This window comes from Paraplanobispora siamensis (assembly GCF_016863175.1).
Classification (GTDB): Bacteria; Actinomycetota; Actinomycetes; order Streptosporangiales; family Streptosporangiaceae; genus Planobispora; species Planobispora siamensis.
The window spans coordinates 60,297-78,973 of record NZ_BOOJ01000065.1; the positions used below are offsets into that span (position 1 = coordinate 60,297).

Here is an 18,677-nt window from a genome sequence, read left to right on the forward strand (position 1 = left end):
GCACTGACCAGTACTTTAGGGCACTATGTGGCTTAACTGTGATTCACGTGAAATTCATTCGTTTTGATCTTGAAGAGAATGTCCAGGAGTCGTTCCGCTTCTGTCTTGATTTTGTGACAGTCCCAGAACCGGATCCGGCATCACCCGATCCCGCGCCGCTTCAGGATGGCCTCGATGTCCGAGAAATCGTCGTCGTCGCTCTTCTTGGCACCGGGCCGGGGAGCCGCGCCGGGCGTGCGCTGCGGCAGGGGCTGGGTGACGGCGGTGCCCTGTCCGGACGGCACCGCGGGCCTGGCCGGCTTCGCGGTGGCGGCGGGCGTGGCGGCGGAGGGCGCGGAGTCCCGCGCCGACGACAGGCGGCGCGCCCTCAGCACCCCCGAGACCATGAACAGCACCAGCGACAGGCCGGCCACGGCCACGCCCGCCCAGACCATCGGGTTCAGCACCAGCCCGGTGACGAAACCGGTGACCGCGGTGCCGATCTGCCACAGGGTCGGCAGGGCGCCCGTCAGGTAGGCCGCCACCGGCAGCAGTGACCACGCCGCCATCCGCAGTCCCGCGGCCGCCCCCCGGCGGCGCAGCAGCATGACGCTCAGCACGAGACCTACCCCGGTGAGCCCGGCGCACAACGCCAGCCACGGAATCTGCTCAAAGGTCATAGGAGACCACCCCTCGTATCGGCGTACCGGATTCCATCCTGGCACGCGGATCCGGGGTTGCCTCTCCTCCTTGGGGAGGGATCATCCCCTAGGGGTACCCCTGACCCCCGGCGCTAGTCCCGTACGGGGAGGTCAGGCAGGTCAGGCAGGTCAGGCAGGTCAGGCCTCGCGGGCCGACAGCTCCCGCAGAGTCTCGACGTCGATCTCGTGCAGGGAGGTGACGACGAGGCGGCCGGGGGCGTGCGGGATCGGCAGCACGCTCGGCACCGCCACCACCCGGCATCCGGCGGCGGTGGCCGCCGCCACCCCGTTCGGGGAGTCCTCCAGCGCGACGCAGCGGGCCGGGTCCGCGCCGAGCAGCCGGGCGGCCGTCAGGTAGGGCTCCGGGTCGGGCTTGGGCCGCGTCACGTCGTCACCGGTCACCAGCCGGTCGAAGTTGTGCCTGCCGATGCTCTGCAGGCAGGCCTCGGCGATCTCCCGTGAGGAGGAGGTGACCAGGGCGGCAGGCAGGCCCGCCCGCCGTACGGCGGCCAGCAGCTCGGCCGCGCCCGGCATCAGCGCCACGCCCTCGGCGAGCCTGCGGATCATGCCCTCCAGCATCCAGGCCGCCACGTCGCCGGGGTCGGCCGACGAGCCGGAGACCCGCAGCATGTAGGCCACCGTGGCGGGCATGGAGCCGCCCACCAGCTGCTCCTGGTCGAGCGGAGTCCACCCGCCGCCCAGCCGTCCCATCACCTCGGTCTCGACCTGGAACCAGATCTTCTCGCTGTCCACGAGCAGCCCGTCCATGTCGAAGAGGACCGCGTCCATCCCCCGTGAGTCCTTTCCTGATCAGACGTTGAAGTAGCTGGCCTCGGGGTGGTGGACGATCAGGGCGGAGGTCGACTGCTCGGGATGGAGCTGGAACTCCTCCGACAGCTTGACCCCGATCCGCTCGGGATCCAGCAGCCCCATCAGCTGGACCTGGTCCTCGAGGTTGGGGCAGGCCGGGTAGCCGAAGGAGTAGCGGCAGCCGTTGATGTTGACCTTGAGCATGTCGTCCAGCGACTCGTTCCCGCCGATGCCCAGCTCCGAGCGGACCCGGGCGTGCCAGTACTCGGCCAGCGCCTCGGTGAGCTGCACCGACAGGCCGTGCAGCTCCAGGTAGTCGCGGTAGGCGTCCTTGGCGAACAGATCGGCGGCGGCCTCGGAGACCCTGGTGCCCATCGTGACGACCTGGAAGGCGACCACGTCGACCTCGCCGGAGTCCTTGGGGCGGAAGAAGTCGGACAGGCACAGGTGCCGGTCGCGGCGCTGGCGCGGGAAGGTGAAGCGGGTGCGCTCGCCGCCCGCCTCGTCGAGGATGATCAGCGAGTCGCCGTCGCTGACGCACGGGAAGTAGCCGTAGACCACGGCCGCCTCCAGCAGGCCCTCGGTCTGCATGCGCTCCAGCCACATCCGCAGGCGCGGCCGTCCCTCGTTCTCGACCAGCTCCTCGTAGGAGGGTCCCTCGCCGCCGCGGGCGGCCTTCAGGCCCCACTGGCCCATGAAGGTGGCGCGCTCGTCCAGGAAGGCGGCGTAGTCGGCCAGCGGGATGCCCTTGACGATCCGGTCGCCGTAGAACGGCGCGACCGGGACCGGGTTGTCGGCGGCCACGTCGGAGCGGGCGGGCAGGTCCTCCACCGCGGTGCGCTGCAGGACCGCGCCGGTCTTGACGCGGCGCTGGCGCAGCGGCGGCAGGGAGGCGCCCTCCTCGCCGCGCTTGACCGCCATGAAGGCGTCCATCAGGCGCAGGCCCTCGAAGGCGTCGCGGGCGTAGCGGACCTCGCCCCGGAACAGCTCGGCGAGGTCCTGCTCGACGTAGGCGCGGGTCAGCGCCGCCCCGCCCAGCAGCACGGGGAACCGGTCGGCGATGCCCCGGGCGTTCATCTCCTCCAGGTTCTCCTTCATGATCACCGTGGACTTGACGAGCAGCCCGGACATGCCGATGACGTCGGCCCGGTGCTCCTCGGCGGCCTCCAGGATCGCCGAGACCGGCTGCTTGATGCCGAGGTTGACGACCTCGTAGCCGTTGTTGGACAGGATGATGTCGACCAGGTTCTTGCCGATGTCGTGCACGTCGCCCTTGACGGTCGCCAGCACGATGCGGCCCTTGGTCTCGCCCTCGACCCGCTCCATGTGCGGCTCCAGGTAGGCCACGGCGGCCTTCATCACCTCGGCCGACTGCAGCACGAACGGCAGCTGCATCTGGCCGGAGCCGAACAGCTCGCCGACGGTCTTCATGCCGTCCAGCAGCACGTCGTTGACGATCTCCAGGGCGGGCCGCTGGGCCAGCGCCTCGTCCAGGTCGGCCTCCAGGCCCTTGCGCTCGCCGTCGATGATGCGGCGCTTGAGCCGCTCCCACAGCGGCAGCGCGGCCAGCTCCTCCGCCTTGCCCGCCTTCATGGCGGCGGCGTCGACGCCCTCGAACAGCTCCATGAACCGCTGCAGCGGGTCGTAGCCCTCGCGGCGCCGGTCGTAGACCATGTCGAGGGCGACCTGGCGCTGCTCGTCGGGGATGCGCGCCATCGGCAGGATCTTGGAGGCGTGCGCGATCGCCGAGTCCAGCCCGGCGTTGACGCACTCGTTGAGGAAGACGCTGTTGAGCACCATGCGGGCGGCCGGGTTGAGGCCGAAGGAGATGTTGGACAGCCCCAGGGTGGTCTGCACCGTCGGGTAGCGTCGCTTGATCTCGGCGATGGCCTCGATGGTCTCCAGTCCGTCGCGCCGGGTCTCCTCCTGGCCGGTGGCGATCGGGAAGGTCAGGCAGTCGACGACGATGTCCTCGACCCGCACCCCCCAGTTGCCGGTCAGGTCCTCGATGAGGCGGGTGGCGATGCGGACCTTGTGCTCGGCGGTGCGGGCCTGGCCCTCCTCGTCGATGGTCAGCGCGACCACCGCGGCGCCGTGCTCGCGGACCAGCTTCATGATCTTGGTGAAGCGGGAGTCGGGGCCGTCGCCGTCCTCGTAGTTGACCGAGTTGACGATCGCGCGGCCGCCGAGCATCTCCAGGCCGGCCTCCAGCACGGCGGGCTCGGTGGAGTCGAGCATGATCGGCAACGTGGAGGCGGTGGCGAAGCGGAAGGCCAGCTCGCGCATGTCGTCCGCGCCGTCGCGGCCGACGTAGTCGACGCACAGGTCGAGCATGTGGGCGCCGTCGCGGGCCTGGGCCCGGGCGATCTCGACGCACTCCTCCCAGTTCCCGGCGAGCATGGCCTCGCGGAAGGCCTTGGAGCCGTTGGCGTTGGTCCGCTCGCCGACGGCCAGGTAGGAGGTGTCCTGGCGGAAGGGCACGTGCTGGTAGAGCGAGGAGGCCCCGGCCTCCGGGCGCGGGCGGCGGGCGGCCACCTCGCGGCCCCGGACCCGCTCGACCACCTTGCGCAGGTGCTCGGGGGTGGTGCCGCAGCAGCCGCCGACGATCGACAGGCCGAAGGAGCCGGTGAAGGCGTCGTGCGCGTCGGCCAGCTCGTCCGGGCTGAGCGGGTAGTAGGCGCCGTCGGAGGTCAGCACCGGCAGGCCGGCGTTGGGCATGCACGACAGGCGCACCCGCGCGTGCCGCGACAGGTAGCGCAGGTGCTCGCTCATCTCGGCCGGGCCGGTGGCGCAGTTGAGGCCGATGACGTCGACGCCGAGCGGCTCGATCGCGGTGAGCGCCGCGCCGATCTCCGAGCCGAGCAGCATCGCGCCGTTGGTCTCGATGGTGACCTGGGCGATGATCGGCACGTCGCGGCCCGCGTCGGCGATGGCCCGGCGCGCGCCGACGACCGCGGCCTTGACCTGGAGCAGGTCCTGGCAGGTCTCGATGATCAGCGCGTCGGCGCCGCCGGAGATCAGGCCGGCGGCGTTGTCGTAGTAGGCGTCGCGCAGCTCGGCGTACGGCTTGTGCCCCAGGGTCGGCAGCTTGGTGCCCGGGCCCATGGAGCCGAGCACGAAGCGCGGCCGGTCCGGGGTGGACCAGTGGTCGGCGGACTGGCGGGCCACGCGGGCCCCGGCCTCCGAGTAGGCGAAGACGCGCTCGGCGATGTCGTACTCGCCCAGGGCGGCGAGGTTGGCGCCGAAGGTGTTGGTCTCCACGCAGTCGACGCCGACCTCGAAGTAGGCGTCGTGCACGGCCCGGACGATGTCGGGGCGGGTGACGTTGAGCACCTCGTTGCAGCCCTCGTGACCCTCGAAGTCGTCGAGCGTGACCTCGTGGGCCTGCAACATCGTCCCCATCGCTCCGTCGGCGACCATCACGCGCTCGGCCAGGACTTCACGGAAGGACGGTGCAGTTGTCATAGGGGAAGCTTACTGGGATCCGGCTGGACGCTATCGTTCATGGAGGCAATTGAACTCGGTGTCCAATTGCCTTCCGTGCCCGCGATCCCGGCAGGCCGTCCGCGCGGCGTGCCCCGGATCCGACCCCTCTGCGAGGCATCCGATGGCGAGCTACCAGACCATCCTCGTCGGCACCGACGGCTCCCCCTCCTCCTTCCGCGCGGTCACCGCGGCCGCCGCCCTGGCGTCCGCGACCGACGCCACCCTCCTGCTGGCCTGCGCCTACCTGCCGATGCGCGAGCGCGAGCGCGCCGCCGCGGCCGACGCCCTGGGTGAGCTGTCCTACAAGGTCAGCGGCTCCACCCCGGCCGACGACGCGCTGCGGGCCGCCCGCGAGCACGCCGTCGCCGCCGGGGCCCGGAAGATCGAACTGCTGGCCGAGGAGGGCGACCCGGTCGACGCGCTGGTGTCCCTGGCCGGCAGGCACGGAGCCGATCTCCTGGTCGTCGGCAACCGGGGGCTCAACAGCCTGGCGGGGCGGCTGCTCGGCTCGGTGCCCTCGGCCGTCTCGCACCGCGCGGGCTGTGACGTGCTGATCGTCCGCACCACCTCGGGGAGGTGACACGGAAGCCCTCTCAGCGCATAGGCTTAGCCGGGGGCACGGTGGGAAGCGAAGACGAGATGCGAAAGAGGAGGCGGCGCGTGATCGAACTCGAAGGTCTGCCCGAGCTCGTCGACCCCGTGCTGATCGCCGCGTTCGAGGGGTGGAACGACGCGGGCGAGGCCTCGAGCGGCGTGATCGCCCACCTGGAGACAGAGTGGAAGGCCACCGAGATCGCCTCCTTCGACCCCGAGGACTACTACGACTTCCAGGTCACCCGCCCGATCGTCGAGATGGGCGACGGGCTGACCCGGTCGATCACCTGGCCCACCACCAGGCTCTCGGTCGCCAGGCCGCCGGGCAGCAACCGTGACGTCGTCCTGCTGCGCGGCATCGAGCCCAACATGCGCTGGCGCTCGTTCTGCGAGGAGATCATCCTGGTCTGCCGCGAGCTGGGCGTGGAGCTGGCGGTGCTGCTCGGCGCGCTGCTCAACGACTCCCCGCACACCCGCCCCGTCCCGATCGTCGGCGCGGCGACCGACGAGGGGCTGGCCCGGGCGATCAACCTGGAGCTGACCCGCTACGAGGGGCCCACCGGCATCGTCGGCGTCCTGCAGCAGGCCTTCGGCGCCGCGGGCCTGCCCGCGGTCTCGCTGTGGGCCTCGGTCCCGCACTACGTGGCCCAGCCCCCCAACCCCAAGGCGACCCTGGCCCTGCTGAGCCGGATGGAGGACCTGCTCGACATCCCGATGCCGCTGGGCGACCTGGCCGAGGAGTCCAGGGCCTGGGAGCACGGCGTGGACGAGCTGGCCGCCCAGGACACCGAGGTCGCCGACTACGTCAGGGAGCTGGAGGAGCGCAAGGACGCCACCCAGCTGCCCGAGGCGAGCGGCGACGCCATCGCCGCGGAGTTCGAGCGTTATCTGCGCCGCCGCGACCGCGGCTCCGACGGCTAGTCCGACGGCTAGAACCACCCGTTATCGGATAACTGGAAGCGCCCGCGACCACGGCTCCGGCGGCCGGACCGGCCGCCGCCTGCACTTCTGCGGCCCGCCGGTTGCCCGTCACGGTCGGCTGAAAAAACACACAGCACATAGTTACCGGCATTTACACCATTTCGCACCGGTTCCGAGTAATAATCAGTCTCCAGCCGTTCCGGCCGGGTCGTGCCCGGTTCGCGACGGCCCGCGACAACGGTTACGCCACCAGGAGAAACACGGCTCGATAAACATCGATGAATGGCGCCATCACCACGCCGAACCTTGTCCATGTGACTGCGCACGTTAGGGCAACCATGGCGACTCCCCAGCTCGACCCGCACCAGAAAGCACAGGAGACGCGACGCCGCGTTCTTGAGATGGCCGTATTCATGAAACGCGAGGACGACCAGGGCGGTGCGTACCAGGGCCTGCGCGGCTCGGGCACACCCGGCCAGGCGGTCGACATGTTCCTCGCCCTGCTCCAGGACAGACTCCCGCTCTGGCTGAAGATCCTCGACGACCTCATGCATCTGGTCGGCAAGGGGCGGGTGAACGATAATCTCCTGCCCATCGCGCGCGCGGGCATCGACTACTACGCGGAGGTGCAGTCGGCGGCGCTGCCGGCCTTCACCTCCCCCTCGGTCACCGTCCGCTTCCGCCAGGCCATGCGGCACAGCGAGCTCGGCCCGCTGTCGGAGGTCATCCCGCTGACCGAGTACCTGGCGGCCGAACAGCGCGAGGGGCGGGTCTCCCCGGAGGTGGACCCGCTGGCCAGCGCCCGGCTGCTGCTCGCCGGGTGCTTCCGCCACGCCTACTACGAGCTGTTCGTCGGCACCGACTTCGTCCCCTCGCGTGACGACAGCGCCGAGGAGATCATCAGGGAGCTGCGGCTGGAACCTCCCGGTCGCACGCCAGGCGATAGCCCCTCTTGACGACCGTCTCGACGATCCCCGCGGGCCCCAGGGCGCGGCGGAGCCGGGTGATGGCCATCTCGACGGCGTGCTCGGCCGAGTCGCGCGACGGCCCGCCCGGCAGCACGGTCCGCAGCTCGGAGCGGGCCACCACGTGACCGGGCTTGTCGGCCAGGCGCTTGAGCACGGCCATCGGGGCCGGCGGCAGCGGCTTGAGCTCGCCGTCCACCGCGACGGCGTGGCCGCGGATCTCCAGCGCGTGACCGCCGGCGACCAGGCGGGTGACGCTGTGCTCGGGCAGGTACCGGGCCAGCGTGCGGGCCAGCCCGCCCAGGCGGGCGCGCTCCGGCTGGACGGTCCGCACCCCGCGCGCCTCCAGCGGCCCGGCGGTGACCGGGCCCACGCAGGCCGCCACGACCGAGCCGGCGAAGGCCGCCAGCAGCGCGTCCTCCAGGCCGTCGGCGCGGGCCGCGTTCAGCATGGCCAGCACCGCCGGGGCGCTGGTGAAGGCCACCGCGTCCACCCCGCCGGAGATCGCCTGGCTGATCAGGCGCCGCAGCGGCGAGGGGTCGCGGTAGGGCAGCCACCGGTAGACCGGCACCTCGATGACCTCGGCCCCCGCCTCGCGCAGCGCCGCGACGAAGCCGGTCAGCGGCTCCCCGTGCAGCTGCACGGCGATCCGCCGGCCGTTCAGGTCCTGGGCCAGCAGGTACTGCTTGACCTCCTCGCACGACTCGGTCGCCGGGGTCCAGTGGTCGTTCAGCCCGGCGGCCCTGACCGCGCCGCGCGCCTTGGGCCCCCGGGTCAGCAGTCTGGCGGAGGTCAGGTGCGCCGCCAGGTCCGCCGACAGGCCCCAGCCCTCGGCCGCGGCCATCCAGCCGCGGAATCCGACTCCGGTGGTGACCACCACGTCGTCGATCGGCCCGGCCAGGCTCTCCCTGGTCGCGGCCAGCAGGTCGGCGTCCTCGGCCAGCGGCACCAGCCGGATCGCCGGCGCCTGCACCACCCGGGCGCCCCGCCGTTCCAGCAGCGCGCAGAACTCCTCGCGCCGCCGGGTGGCGGTCACTCCGATCGTGAAGCCCGCCAGCGCGTCCGGCGCCGTCTCGGGCGTCGCTTCGGCCCCCTCCAAAACGGAGACGCTCACAGCACGTTCACCTCCACCGCGTCGCCGGCGACGCGGATCCCATAGGTCGGCAGGGCCACCGCCGGATCGTCCAGGCACTCCCCGCTGACCAGCGAGAAGACCTGCTTGTGCATGGGCGAGGAGACGGTGGGCTCATCGCCGCGGCTGCCCACGATCCCCCGCGACAGGACGAACGCCCCGCTGAAGGGGTCGCGGTTGCCGACCGCGTACAGCGCGCCGTCGAAGGTGCGGAAGACCGCGATCTGGTGGCCGTCCACCAGCGCGCAGACCCCGCGCTCGGGCAGCAGGTCAGTGTAGGCGCAGATCCTGGTCCAGCCGGCTCCCTCCCGGCTCGCGCGCAGGTCTTCACTCAGGACGGTCATCGGGCAATCCTTCCTTCTGCTGTGACTGCTATGGCTGTTGTGGCCGGGGTGGCTGTTATGACTGCGGTGGTCCCGGACGTGGCCGGGGTCAGGAGCGCGCCGGCTCCAGGCGGACCGTCTCCAGCGGGATCAGGACCGGCTTGACCTGGTCGCGCTCGGGCTCGAAGGAGATCGACGGGTCCGGGGTGCCGGGCGCGTTGACGAAGGAGACGAAGCGCCGCAGCCGCTCCGGGTCCTCCAGCACGGCGCGCCACTCGTCGGCGTAGCCGGCCACGTGCCGCTCCATCTGCGCCTCCAGCTCGGCGCAGATGCCCAGGGAGTCCTCCAGCACGACTTCCTTGACGTAGTCCAGGCCCTGGTTCTCCAGCCACACCGAGGTGCGCTGGAGCCGGTCGGCGGTGCGGATGTAGAACATCAGGAACCGGTCGATGACCCGGATCAGCTCGTCGGTGGACAGGTCCGAGGCGAACAGGTCGGCGTGCCGCGGGGTGAAGCCGCCGTTGCCGCCGACGTAGAGGTTCCAGCCCTGCTCGGTGGCGATGATCCCGAAGTCCTTGCCGCGGGCCTCGGCGCACTCGCGGGCGCAGCCGGAGACGGCCGACTTCAGCTTGTGCGGCGAGCGCAGCCCGCGGTAACGCAGCTCCAGGGCGATGGCCAGGCCCACCGAGTCCTGCACGCCGTACCGGCACCAGGTCGAGCCGACGCAGGACTTCACCGTGCGCAGCGCCTTGCCGTAGGCGTGCCCGGACTCGAAGCCCGCGTCCACCAGGCGCTTCCAGATCAGCGGGAGCTGCTCCACCCGCGCCCCGAACAGGTCGATCCGCTGCCCGCCGGTGATCTTCGTGTAGAGGCCGAAGTCGCGGGCGACCTCGCCGATCACGATGAGCTTGTCGGGGGTGATCTCCCCGCCGGGGATGCGCGGGACCACCGAGTAGGTGCCGTTGCGCTGGATGTTGGCCAGGAAGTGGTCGTTGGTGTCCTGCAGCGCCGCCTGCTCGCCGTCGAGGATGTGGCCGTTGCCGAGCGAGGCCAGGATCGAGGCCACGGTGGGCTTGCAGACGTCGCAGCCGCGTCCGGTGCCGTGCTCGGCGATGAGCTGGGAGAAGGTCGTGATGCCGCGCACCCGGACGATGTCGAACAGCTCGGCCCGGCTGTAGGCGAAGTGCTCGCACAAAGCCTTGGAGACCTCGACGCCGGACTTGATCAGGATCTGCTTGAGCATCGGCACGCAGCTGCCGCAGGCGGTGCCGGCGCGGGTGCACGACTTGATCCCCGCCACGTCGGTGAGGCCCTCGTCCGCGATGGCGGAGCAGATCCGGCCCTTGGTCACGTTGTTGCAGGAGCAGACCTGCGCGTCGTCGGGCAGGTCCATGTTCGACGGGCCGCCGGTGAACAGCAGCTCGCTGGGCGAGCCCGGCAGCTCGCGGCCGACGAAGGGCTTGAGCGTGTTGTACGGCGCCGCGTCGCCGACGCAGATCCCGCCGAGCAGGGTGCGGGCGTCGTCGCTGACGAACAGCTTCTGGTAGACGCCGGTGACCGGATCCATGAACGTCACGTCCAGCGCGCCGTCCATGGCGCCGAACTGGGCCACCTCCACGCCCAGCAGCTTGAGCTTGGTGGACATGTCGACGGGGGCGAAGGCCGCCTCGCCGCCGAGGATGCGGTCGGCGGCGACCTCGGCCATGGTGAAGCACGGCCCGACGAGCCCGTAGACCATGCCCTCGTGCAGGGCGCACTCCCCCACCGCGTAGATCGCCGGGTCACTGGTGCGCATCCCGTCGTCCACGACGATGCCGCCGCGCTCGCCGACGTCCAGGCCGCCGGCCCTGGCCAGCTCGTCGCGCGGGCGCACGCCGGCGGAGAAGACCACCACCTGCGTCTCGATCGTCTCCCCGTCCGGCTTGACCAGCCCGTTCACCCGGCCGTCCGGCCCGGCGACGATCTCCTTGACCCCGGCCCCGGTGTGCACGTTCAGCCCGAGGCTCTCGATGTGGCCGCGCAGCACCGCGCCGCCGCCCTCGTCCACCTGGCGGGGCATGAGCCAGCCGCCCATCTCCACCACGTGCGTCGCCAGGCCCAGCCCGCGCAGCGCGTCGGCCGCCTCGAGGCCGAGCAGCCCGCCGCCGATGACCACCCCGGACACGGCGTCCTGCGAGGCCTCCCGGATCGCGTCCAGGTCGTCGATGGTCCGGTAGACGAAGCAGCCGTCGAGGTCCCTGCCCGGCACCGGCGGCACGAACGGGCTCGACCCGGTGGCCAGCACGAGGACGTCGTACGGCTCGGCGTGCCCGTCGGCGGTCGTGACGACCTTCGCCTCCCGGTCGATCCCGGTGACCCGGGCCCCCAGCCGCAGCGTGACGCCCTCGGGCACCGGATAGGTCAGGTCCTCGGCGCTCTTGCCCGCCAGGTAGGAGGTCAGCGCCACCCGGTCGTACGCGGGCCGGGGCTCCTCCCCCAGCACCGTGATCGTCCCCCCGAACCCCCGCCCGGTCAGCGTCTCCACCAACCGCGACGCCGTCGGCCCATGCCCCACCACAACCAGGCGTGACACGGTCGCGCTCGCCTCCCCATTCGCTCCGCGTCCCGCTCGTCCCTCACGGAACGCTCCGCTCACTGCGTCGGCTCGCCGCTCGGACGTCATACCCGTCTCCTCAATCATGTTCTCCCGGTTCACGCGGAGACCCCTTCCTGCTCGCACAGCCAGCCGACGATGCCCTCGACCGCGTCGCGGCAGCTGCCGCAGCCGGTCGTGGCGCGGGTGGCGGCGGCCACGGCCGCCACGTCGCGGGCGCCGGACTCCCAGCAGGCGCGGATCTGGCCCTTGGTCACGTTGTTGCACTGGCAGACCTTGGCGGCGTCCGGCATGCGGACCGGGCTGTCGGCGACCGGCGCCCCGGCCAGGCCGGGGAACAGCAGCCCCGCCCGGTCGCCGGGCAGCGGCCCGCCCCGGTCGAACAGCTGGGTGAGCGTGCCCACCGCCGCCGTCTCGCCAAGCAGGATGGCCCCCACCAGGCGGCCGTCGCGGATGACGAGCTTGCGGTAGGTGCCGCGGGCCCGGTGGCTGAAGCGCACCACCTCGGCCGAGGTGTCGGAGGACTCGTCCACGTGCGTCTCGCCCATCGCCGCCAGCTCGACGCTCTTGGCCTTCAGCCGGGTCACCAGGCGCGACCCGCGGTAGCGGGCGCCCTTGTCGGCGCCGGTGACCAGGTCGGCGACCACGGAGGCCTGCTCCCACGCCGGGGCGACCAGGCCGTAGACGGTGCCCGCGTGCTCGGCGCACTCGCCGATCGCGTAGATCGCCGGGTCGCTCGTGCGCATCTCGTCGTCGACGACGATCCCGCGCGCCACCTTCAGTCCCGCCTCCACCGCCAGGCCGGTCACCGGCCGGACCCCGCAGGAGAGCACCACCAGGTCGGCCTCGACCGTCTCACCGCCGGCCAGCCTTACGCCCCCGTCGAGGATCTCCTCGACCACGACGCCGGTGCGGGTCTCCACGCCCAGCCCCGCCAGGGTCTCCCCCAGCACCACTCCCGCCTCGGGGTCGAGCTGGCGCTCCATCAGGTGACCGGCCAGGTGCAGCAGGGTCACCGGGAGCCCGCGCCCGGCCAGCCCGCGCGCCGCCTCGATGCCGAGCAGCCCGCCGCCGACCACCACCGCGCGCCGGGCCGTGCCGGCCGCGGCGAGGATCGCCTGGCAGTCGTCCAGCGTCCGGAAGGCGATGGCGCGCCCGGCGCCGGGCACCGGCGGCACGATCGCCTCGCTCCCGGTGGCCAGCACGAGGACGTCGTACGGCTCCCGCTCACCGTCGGCGGTGATCACGACCTGCGCCTCACGGTCGACCGCCGTCACCTCGACGCCCGGCCGGGCCGTCACGTCATGGTCGGCGTACCAGGCGGGGTCCAGCAGCCGCACCTGATCGGCGAGCATGCTCCCGGCCACCACGTTCGACAGCAGCACGCGGTTGTAGGGCTGCCACGTCTCGGCGCCGAACACCGTCACCCGGACGTCCTTGTCCCGGGCGCGGACCTCGCTCACCAGACGGGCTCCCGCCATCCCGTTGCCCACCACCACCAGCCGGGTCATCCGACACGCTCCAGTCTCACGGCGCACACTTTGAACTCCGGCATCCGCGACACCGGATCGAGCTCGGGATTGGTCAGCAGGTTGGCCCCGGCCCAGTGGAAGGGCATGAAGACGGTGTCGGCCCGGATCGCCGGGTTGACCCGGGCCACGCCCTCGGCCACGCCCCTGCGGCTGACCACCCGCAGGAGCTGACCCGCCGAGACCTCCAGGCGCTCGGCCAGGTCCGGGTGGACCTCGACGAACGTCTCGTCGACCACCGCGTTGAGCGCGGCGATCCTGCGGGTCTGGGCGCCGCTCTGATAGTGGGCCAGCACCCGGCCGGTCGTCAGGTACAGCGGATACTCCTCGTCGACGTCCTCGCCGGGGGGCCGGTGCTCGACGGGCACGAACCTGGCGCGGCCGTCGGGCGTGGGGAACCCGTCCAGGAAGGGACGGGGCGTGCCGGGGTGGTCCTCGGCCGGGCAGGGCCAGAAGACCCCGGTCTCGGCGGCGATCCGCTCATAGGTGATGCCCGCGTAGTCGGCGACGCCTCCGGCGCTGGCCCGGCGCAGCTCGTCGAAGACCTCGCGCGGCTCGGTGGAGAAGGCCCGCGCGGGGTCCGCGCCCGCGGACGCGTGCTCGCCGGAGAACAGGCCGCGCAGCCGTACGGCCAGGCCCTGGAGGATCTCCAGGTCGCTGCGCACCCCGGGCGGCGGGGTCACGGCCCGGCGCCGGAGCAGGACCCGGCCCTCCAGGTTGGTCATCGTGCCGCCCTCCTCGGCCCACTGGGTGGTGGGGAAGACGACGTCGGCCATGGCCGCGGTCTCGGACATCACCAGGTCGGAGACCACGAGCAGGTCCAGGGAGCCCAGCCGCCCGGTCACGTGACCGGCGCGGGGCGCCGAGATCACCGGGTTGGAGCCGAACAGCAGCAGCGCCCGCGGGCCGCCGGCGGTGCCGAGCGCGTCGAGCAGCTCGTAGGCCGAGCGGCCGGGACCGGGCAGGTCCCGCGGGTCGACGCCCCAGACCCGCGCGACGTGCTCGCGGGCGGCGGGGTCGTCGATCTTCCGGTACCCGGGGAGCTGGTCGGCCTTCTGGCCGTGCTCGCGGCCGCCCTGCCCGTTGCCCTGGCCGGTCACGCACCCGTAGCCGGAGCCGGGCCGGCCCGGCAGCCCGAGGGCCAGCGCCAGGTTGATGAAGGCGGTCACCGTGTCGGTGCCCTTGGCGTGCTGCTCGGCGCCGCGCCCGGTGAGGATCGCCGCCCGCCCCGCGCCGCCGAGGATCGCCACCGCCTGGCGCATGTGCGCGACCGGGACTCCGGTGATCCGCTCCACCCGCTCGGGCCACCAGGAGGCGACCGAGGTGCGCACGGCGTCGAAGCCCGTGGTGCGCCCGGCCACGTACGCCTCGTCAAGGTGGCCCTCGGTGATCGCCAGGTGGAGCAGGCCCAGGGCCAGCGCCAGGTCCGTGCCGGGCGTGGGCTGCAGGTGCAGGTCGGCCTGGCGGGCGGTCGCGGTGAGGCGGGGGTCGACGACGATGAGGCTGCCGCCCCGCTCGCGCATCGCGGTCAGGTGGCGCAGGAACGGCGGCATGGTCTCGGCCACGTTGCCGCCGGCCAGCAGCACCGCGTCCGCCTCGGCGAGGTCGGTGATCGGGAAGGGCAGGCCGCGGTCCATGCCGAAGGCCCGGTTGCTCGCGGCGGCGGCCGAGGACATGCAGAACCGGCCGTTGTAGTCGATCTGGCTGGTGCGCAGCACGGTCCTGGCGAACTTGCCGAGCTGGTAGGCCTTCTCGTTGGTGAGCCCGCCCCCGCCGAACACGGCCACGCCGTCGGAGCCGTGTTCTGCCTGCACCTGACGGATCCGGTCGGCCACGTAGTCCAGTGCCTCGTCCCAGCCGGCCGGCTCGCCGTGCAGAAGCGGGGTGGTGAGCCGTTGCCCGCCGGTGAGCAGCTCACCGGCGGTCCATCCCTTCTGGCACAGGCCCCCGGCGTTGGCCGGGACGTCCTGCCTCGGAGTGATCGTCACCGTCTCGCCCGCACCGCTCTCCTCACTGCCCGCCGCGACGTTCATGCCGCACTGCAGCGCGCAGTACGGGCAGTGCGTCGCCGTCGGCGCCTTCACAGGCGTCAGGACGGGAAGTGAGGTCGGCATGCGTCCGATAGTGCTTTCGAGCGGTTTCACCGCTGGGTCCCTTCTGTTACCGCTGTGCTACAAGCCGCTAACCGGGTTCACGTTCGCCGCCCACCGGCTGTGAGCCGGGGCGGGCGGCTCAGACGCGGGCGGCGGCCAGGCTCGGCACCGGGCCGAAGGTGCGCAGGTAGCAGGCCCAGGTCACCACCGCGCACAGGGCGTAGAAGGCGGCGAAGGAGGCCAGCGCCGCGCCCGCTCCCCCGGTCGCGGCGATGGAGCTGCCGAAGCCGCGGTTGATGAAGAAGCCGCCGAAGGCGCCGATGGCGGAGATGATCCCGACGGCGGCCGAGGCGTCGCGCTTGCCGACCACCAGGGCGGCCTCGTAGGCGGGGGTGCCCGGGGCCAGGCCGGCGGTGGCCTTGGCCCGGAAGATAGCCGGGACCATCCGGTAGGTCGAGCCGTTGCCGACGCCGGTCGTGGCGATCAGCAGCATGTAGGCGGCGAAGAACAGGACGAAGCTGTGCTGGGCCAGGCCCTGCCAGACCAGCGCCACCGCGCCCGCCATCGCGCCGAAGTTGACCAGCGTCACGCGGGAGCCGCCGATCCGGTCGGCGAGCCAGCCGCCGAACGGGCGGATCAGCGATCCGACGAGCGGGCCGAGGAAGGCGAGGGTGACCAGCGACGCCTGCTCGGGGAACTGGCTCTTGATCAGCAGCGGGAAGGCGGTGGAGTAACCGATGAAGGAGCCGAAGGTGCCGATGTACAGCAGCGACATGATCCAGGTCTGGGCCCGCCCGGCGATCTTCAGCTGCTCACGCGGGTTGGCCCTGGCCACGGTCAGGTTGTCCATGAAGAAGTAGGCGCCGAGGGCGGCGGCCAGGATGAACGGGATCCAGAACAGGCCTGCGGCGGCCAGCCCGAAGGCGCCGATGACCAGCGGCATGAGCAGCTGGACGGAGCTGACGCCGATGTTGCCGCCCGCGGCGTTGAGGCCGAGCGCGGAGCCCTGCTTGGACTGCGGGTAGAAGTAGGTGATGTTGGCCATGCTGGAGGCGAAGTTCCCCCCGCCCAGGCCCGCGGTGGCGGCGATCACCAGGAACACCCAGTACGGCGTGGCGGGATCGCTGACCGCCACGGCCAGCAGCACGGCCGGGATGAGCAGCATCAGGGCGCTGAACACCGTGAAGTTCCGGCCGCCGAACTTCGCCGGGCCGAAGGTGTAGGGGATGCGCAGGGCCGAGCCGATCAGGTTGGGCAGGGACACGATCCAGAAGAGCTGGTCGGTGGAGAACCTGTAGTCGCCCATCTTCACGGTCACGATGCTCCAGACCGTCCAGAGCGTGAACCCCAGATGCTCCGCGAAGATCGAGAAGATCAGGTTCCGGCGGGCGACCTTCTTGCCGCCCCCCTCCCAGAAGGCCGCGTCGTCCGGCCTCCACTCGCTGATCCAGCGCTTCGCCATCGTTCCTCCTGCTGCGGTTTTCCGGGAGCTTCGGTCCCGAAATCTAGGAGGACGGCGTTACGCACATTCACACACGGTGATGGTGCACGGTTACGTGTGTCTAACCGCTGTAATGAGCAATGCACACGTCGCACGGTTGCAACATGCCGGAAACATGGCCGGGTCCCCAGGCGGGGTTGAATGTGATCGTCCCGGGGAATCATCGGGACGCCGGTTCGTCACCTCGGGGAGTGCGCGTGACTGTCCAGCCGATCCGTCTGTTCGACGATCCATCACTACGGACCGTAGCCGATTCCGTGACCACCTTCGACCGCGAACTGCGCCGGCTGGTGAAATCCCTGCAGGCCACCGTGCGCGCGGGCACCGGCAGGGCGGGCCTGGCGGCCCCGCAGATCGGCGTCCCGCTCCGGGTCTTCGTCTACGACGTCGAGGGCCGGTCGGGTCACCTGGTGAACCCGCGACTGGAGCTGTCCGAGCGCAGGGTCGTGGCCGACGAGGCGTGCCTGTCGGCCCCCGGCCGGTGGTGGCCGCTGGAGCGGTCCTACATGGTGACCGCCCGCGGCCGCGACATGTTCGGCAAGCCGGTCGTCGTACGCGCCCTGGGAACGCTCGCCCGGGTCCTGCAGCACGAGGCCGACCACCTGGACGGCGTGCTGTTCACCGACCGCCTCCCGCAGGAGGAGCGCGAACGGTTCCTGGAGACCGTCACCCCCTGAGAACGGCTCCGGTCCCGCAGCGGCGGGACCGGAGGCGCAGGAGGATCACGGGCCGGGGCCGCCGGGCCGGAGCCCGGCCCGGGTCCGCCGGCCGGGGCTCAGAGCCGGACGCCCAGCAGGGCGTCGGCGATGTCGCCTACCAGGGCGGGCGCCTGCGGGTCGGTGCCGCCCTCCGACAGCGCCCGCTCGGCCCAGGCGTCGATGACGGCCAGGATTCCCGGGGTGTCCAGGTCGGCGGAGAGCCGGGCGCGGACCTCGGTGAGCACGGACCGGGCGTCCGGGCCGGTCTCCAGCCCCGCCGCCGAGCGCCAGCGCGCCAGCCGTACCTCGGCGGAGGCCAGCTGGTCGGCGGTCCACTCCCAGTCGGCGCGATAGTGGTGGGCGAGCAGGGCCAGCCGGATGGCCATCGGGTCGGCCTGCCGGCGCAGCTTGGAGACGAAGACCAGGTTGCCCTTGGACTTGGACATCTTCTCGCCGTCGAGGGCGACCATGCCCGCGTGGGCGTAGGACTTGGCGAACGGCCACTCGCCGGTGACGATGTGGCCTTCATGGGCGCCGCACTCGTGGTGCGGGAAGATCAGGTCGGACCCGCCGCCGGAGACGTCGAACCCGCTGCCGAGGTTGGCCAGCGCGATCGTGGTGCACTCGACGTGCCAGCCGGGCCTGCCCGGCCCCAGCGGCGAGGGCCACGACGGCTCACCCGGGCGCTCGGCGCGCCACAGCAGCCAGTCCAGCGGGTGCTTCTTGCCCGGCCGGTCGGGGTCGCCGCCGCGCTCGCCGAACAGGGCGAGCATGCGCTCCTCGGAGTATCCGGAGACGGCGCCGAACTTGAGGGCCGCGGCGACGTCGAAGTAGACGTCGCCGTCGATGTCGTAGACGGCGCCCTTGTCGCGCAGGCGCACGATCAGCTCGGCGACCTGGTCGATGACCTCGGTGACGCCGACGTACTCGCGCGGCGGGAGGATGCGCAGCGCCTCCATGTCGGTCCTGAACAGCTCGATCTCGCGCTCGGCGAGCTCCCGCCAGTCCTGCCCCGTCTGCTCGGCCCGCTCCAGCAGCGGGTCGTCGACGTCGGTGGCGTTCTGCGTGTAGTGGACCTCGTGCCCGGCGTCCCGCCAGGCCCGGTTGACCAGGTCGAAGGCGAGATAGGTGTTGGCGTGGCCCAGGTGGGTGGCGTCGTAGGGAGTGATGCCGCAGACGTACATCCGCGCCACCGGACCGGGCCGGGTGGGCAGAACCTCCCGCGCGGCGGTGTCGAACAGCCGCAGCGGATCACCGACACCAGGAAGCCGAGGGACCTTCGGCGCAGACCACGATCTCATGTAGTGAGCCTATCCAGCAGACAGACCGCCCGAATCGCCCCGGGCGGTGAA

14 protein-coding genes are annotated in these 18,677 nt (G+C 71.8%); 4 read left to right on the forward strand and 10 right to left on the reverse strand.

The features are described 5' to 3' along the window. Positions 1-140: 140 nt before the first annotated feature. The 3 genes from Psi01_RS35090 to metH form a co-directional block, all read right to left on the reverse strand. The gene (locus tag Psi01_RS35090; protein ID WP_204068460.1) at positions 141-659 is read right to left on the reverse strand and encodes a cellulose synthase; all 519 of its coding nucleotides are present in this window, start codon (positions 657-659) and stop codon (positions 141-143) included. 159 nt (positions 660-818) lie between these two features. After that, positions 819-1,469: an HAD family hydrolase gene (locus Psi01_RS35095; RefSeq protein ID WP_204068461.1), complete on the reverse strand. Its 651-nt coding sequence runs from the start codon at positions 1,467-1,469 to the stop codon at positions 819-821. Between the two features lie 21 nt (positions 1,470-1,490). Continuing rightward, positions 1,491-4,955, reverse strand: a complete 3,465-nt coding sequence (gene metH / locus Psi01_RS35100) for a methionine synthase (RefSeq protein ID WP_204068462.1) — start codon at positions 4,953-4,955, stop codon at positions 1,491-1,493. 142 nt (positions 4,956-5,097) lie between these two features. Between metH and Psi01_RS35105 the strand changes: the two genes are divergently transcribed. The 3 genes from Psi01_RS35105 (at position 5,098) to Psi01_RS35115 (ending at position 7,447) form a co-directional block, all read left to right on the forward strand. Then, positions 5,098-5,556 carry a universal stress protein gene (locus Psi01_RS35105; protein ID WP_204068463.1) on the forward strand — a complete coding sequence of 153 codons (459 nt, stop codon included), beginning with the start codon at positions 5,098-5,100 and terminating at the stop codon, positions 5,554-5,556. 80 nt (positions 5,557-5,636) lie between these two features. Next, positions 5,637-6,491 carry a PAC2 family protein gene (locus tag Psi01_RS35110; RefSeq protein ID WP_204068464.1) on the forward strand — a complete coding sequence of 285 codons (855 nt, stop codon included), beginning with the start codon at positions 5,637-5,639 and terminating at the stop codon, positions 6,489-6,491. Between the two features lie 413 nt (positions 6,492-6,904). Continuing rightward, positions 6,905-7,447: a hypothetical protein gene (locus Psi01_RS35115; RefSeq protein ID WP_204068465.1), complete on the forward strand. Its 543-nt coding sequence runs from the start codon at positions 6,905-6,907 to the stop codon at positions 7,445-7,447. On the opposite strand, the gene Psi01_RS35120 is transcribed toward Psi01_RS35115, so the two are convergent. The 6 genes from Psi01_RS35120 to Psi01_RS35145 form a co-directional block, all read right to left on the reverse strand. Continuing rightward, on the reverse strand, positions 7,392-8,570 hold the full coding sequence (locus tag Psi01_RS35120) for a uroporphyrinogen-III synthase (RefSeq protein WP_204068466.1): 1,179 nt from the start codon (positions 8,568-8,570) through the stop codon (positions 7,392-7,394). The two genes, Psi01_RS35115 and Psi01_RS35120, sit on opposite strands and share 56 nt — an antisense overlap. Continuing rightward, positions 8,567-8,932 carry a nitrite reductase small subunit NirD gene (gene nirD, locus Psi01_RS35125; RefSeq protein WP_204068467.1) on the reverse strand — a complete coding sequence of 122 codons (366 nt, stop codon included), beginning with the start codon at positions 8,930-8,932 and terminating at the stop codon, positions 8,567-8,569. Before nirD ends, Psi01_RS35120 begins: the two co-directional genes overlap by 4 nt. A gap of 88 nt (positions 8,933-9,020) precedes the next feature. After that, positions 9,021-11,483: a nitrite reductase large subunit NirB gene (gene nirB, locus Psi01_RS35130; protein ID WP_204068468.1), complete on the reverse strand. Its 2,463-nt coding sequence runs from the start codon at positions 11,481-11,483 to the stop codon at positions 9,021-9,023. A gap of 119 nt (positions 11,484-11,602) precedes the next feature. Beyond that, positions 11,603-13,015 (reverse strand): FAD-dependent oxidoreductase, encoded by a 1,413-nt coding sequence (locus tag Psi01_RS35135; protein WP_204068469.1) that lies wholly within the window; start codon positions 13,013-13,015, stop codon positions 11,603-11,605. Continuing rightward, the gene (locus tag Psi01_RS35140) at positions 13,012-15,147 is read right to left on the reverse strand and encodes a molybdopterin oxidoreductase family protein (protein WP_204068470.1); all 2,136 of its coding nucleotides are present in this window, start codon (positions 15,145-15,147) and stop codon (positions 13,012-13,014) included. The genes Psi01_RS35135 and Psi01_RS35140 overlap by 4 nt, the downstream gene beginning before the upstream one ends. Before the next feature lie 118 nt (positions 15,148-15,265). Beyond that, a complete protein-coding gene (locus Psi01_RS35145) occupies positions 15,266-16,588 on the reverse strand; it encodes an MFS transporter (RefSeq protein ID WP_204068471.1) in 1,323 nt (440 codons plus the stop codon). A 236-nt stretch (positions 16,589-16,824) separates the two neighbouring features. On the opposite strand from Psi01_RS35145, the gene Psi01_RS35150 reads away from it, so the two are divergent. Beyond that, positions 16,825-17,304 (forward strand): peptide deformylase, encoded by a 480-nt coding sequence (locus Psi01_RS35150; protein WP_204068472.1) that lies wholly within the window; start codon positions 16,825-16,827, stop codon positions 17,302-17,304. A gap of 98 nt (positions 17,305-17,402) precedes the next feature. On the opposite strand, the gene mshC is transcribed toward Psi01_RS35150, so the two are convergent. After that, positions 17,403-18,626, reverse strand: a complete 1,224-nt coding sequence (gene mshC, locus Psi01_RS35155; RefSeq protein ID WP_204068473.1) for a cysteine--1-D-myo-inosityl 2-amino-2-deoxy-alpha-D-glucopyranoside ligase — start codon at positions 18,624-18,626, stop codon at positions 17,403-17,405. Positions 18,627-18,677 lie beyond the last annotated feature (51 nt).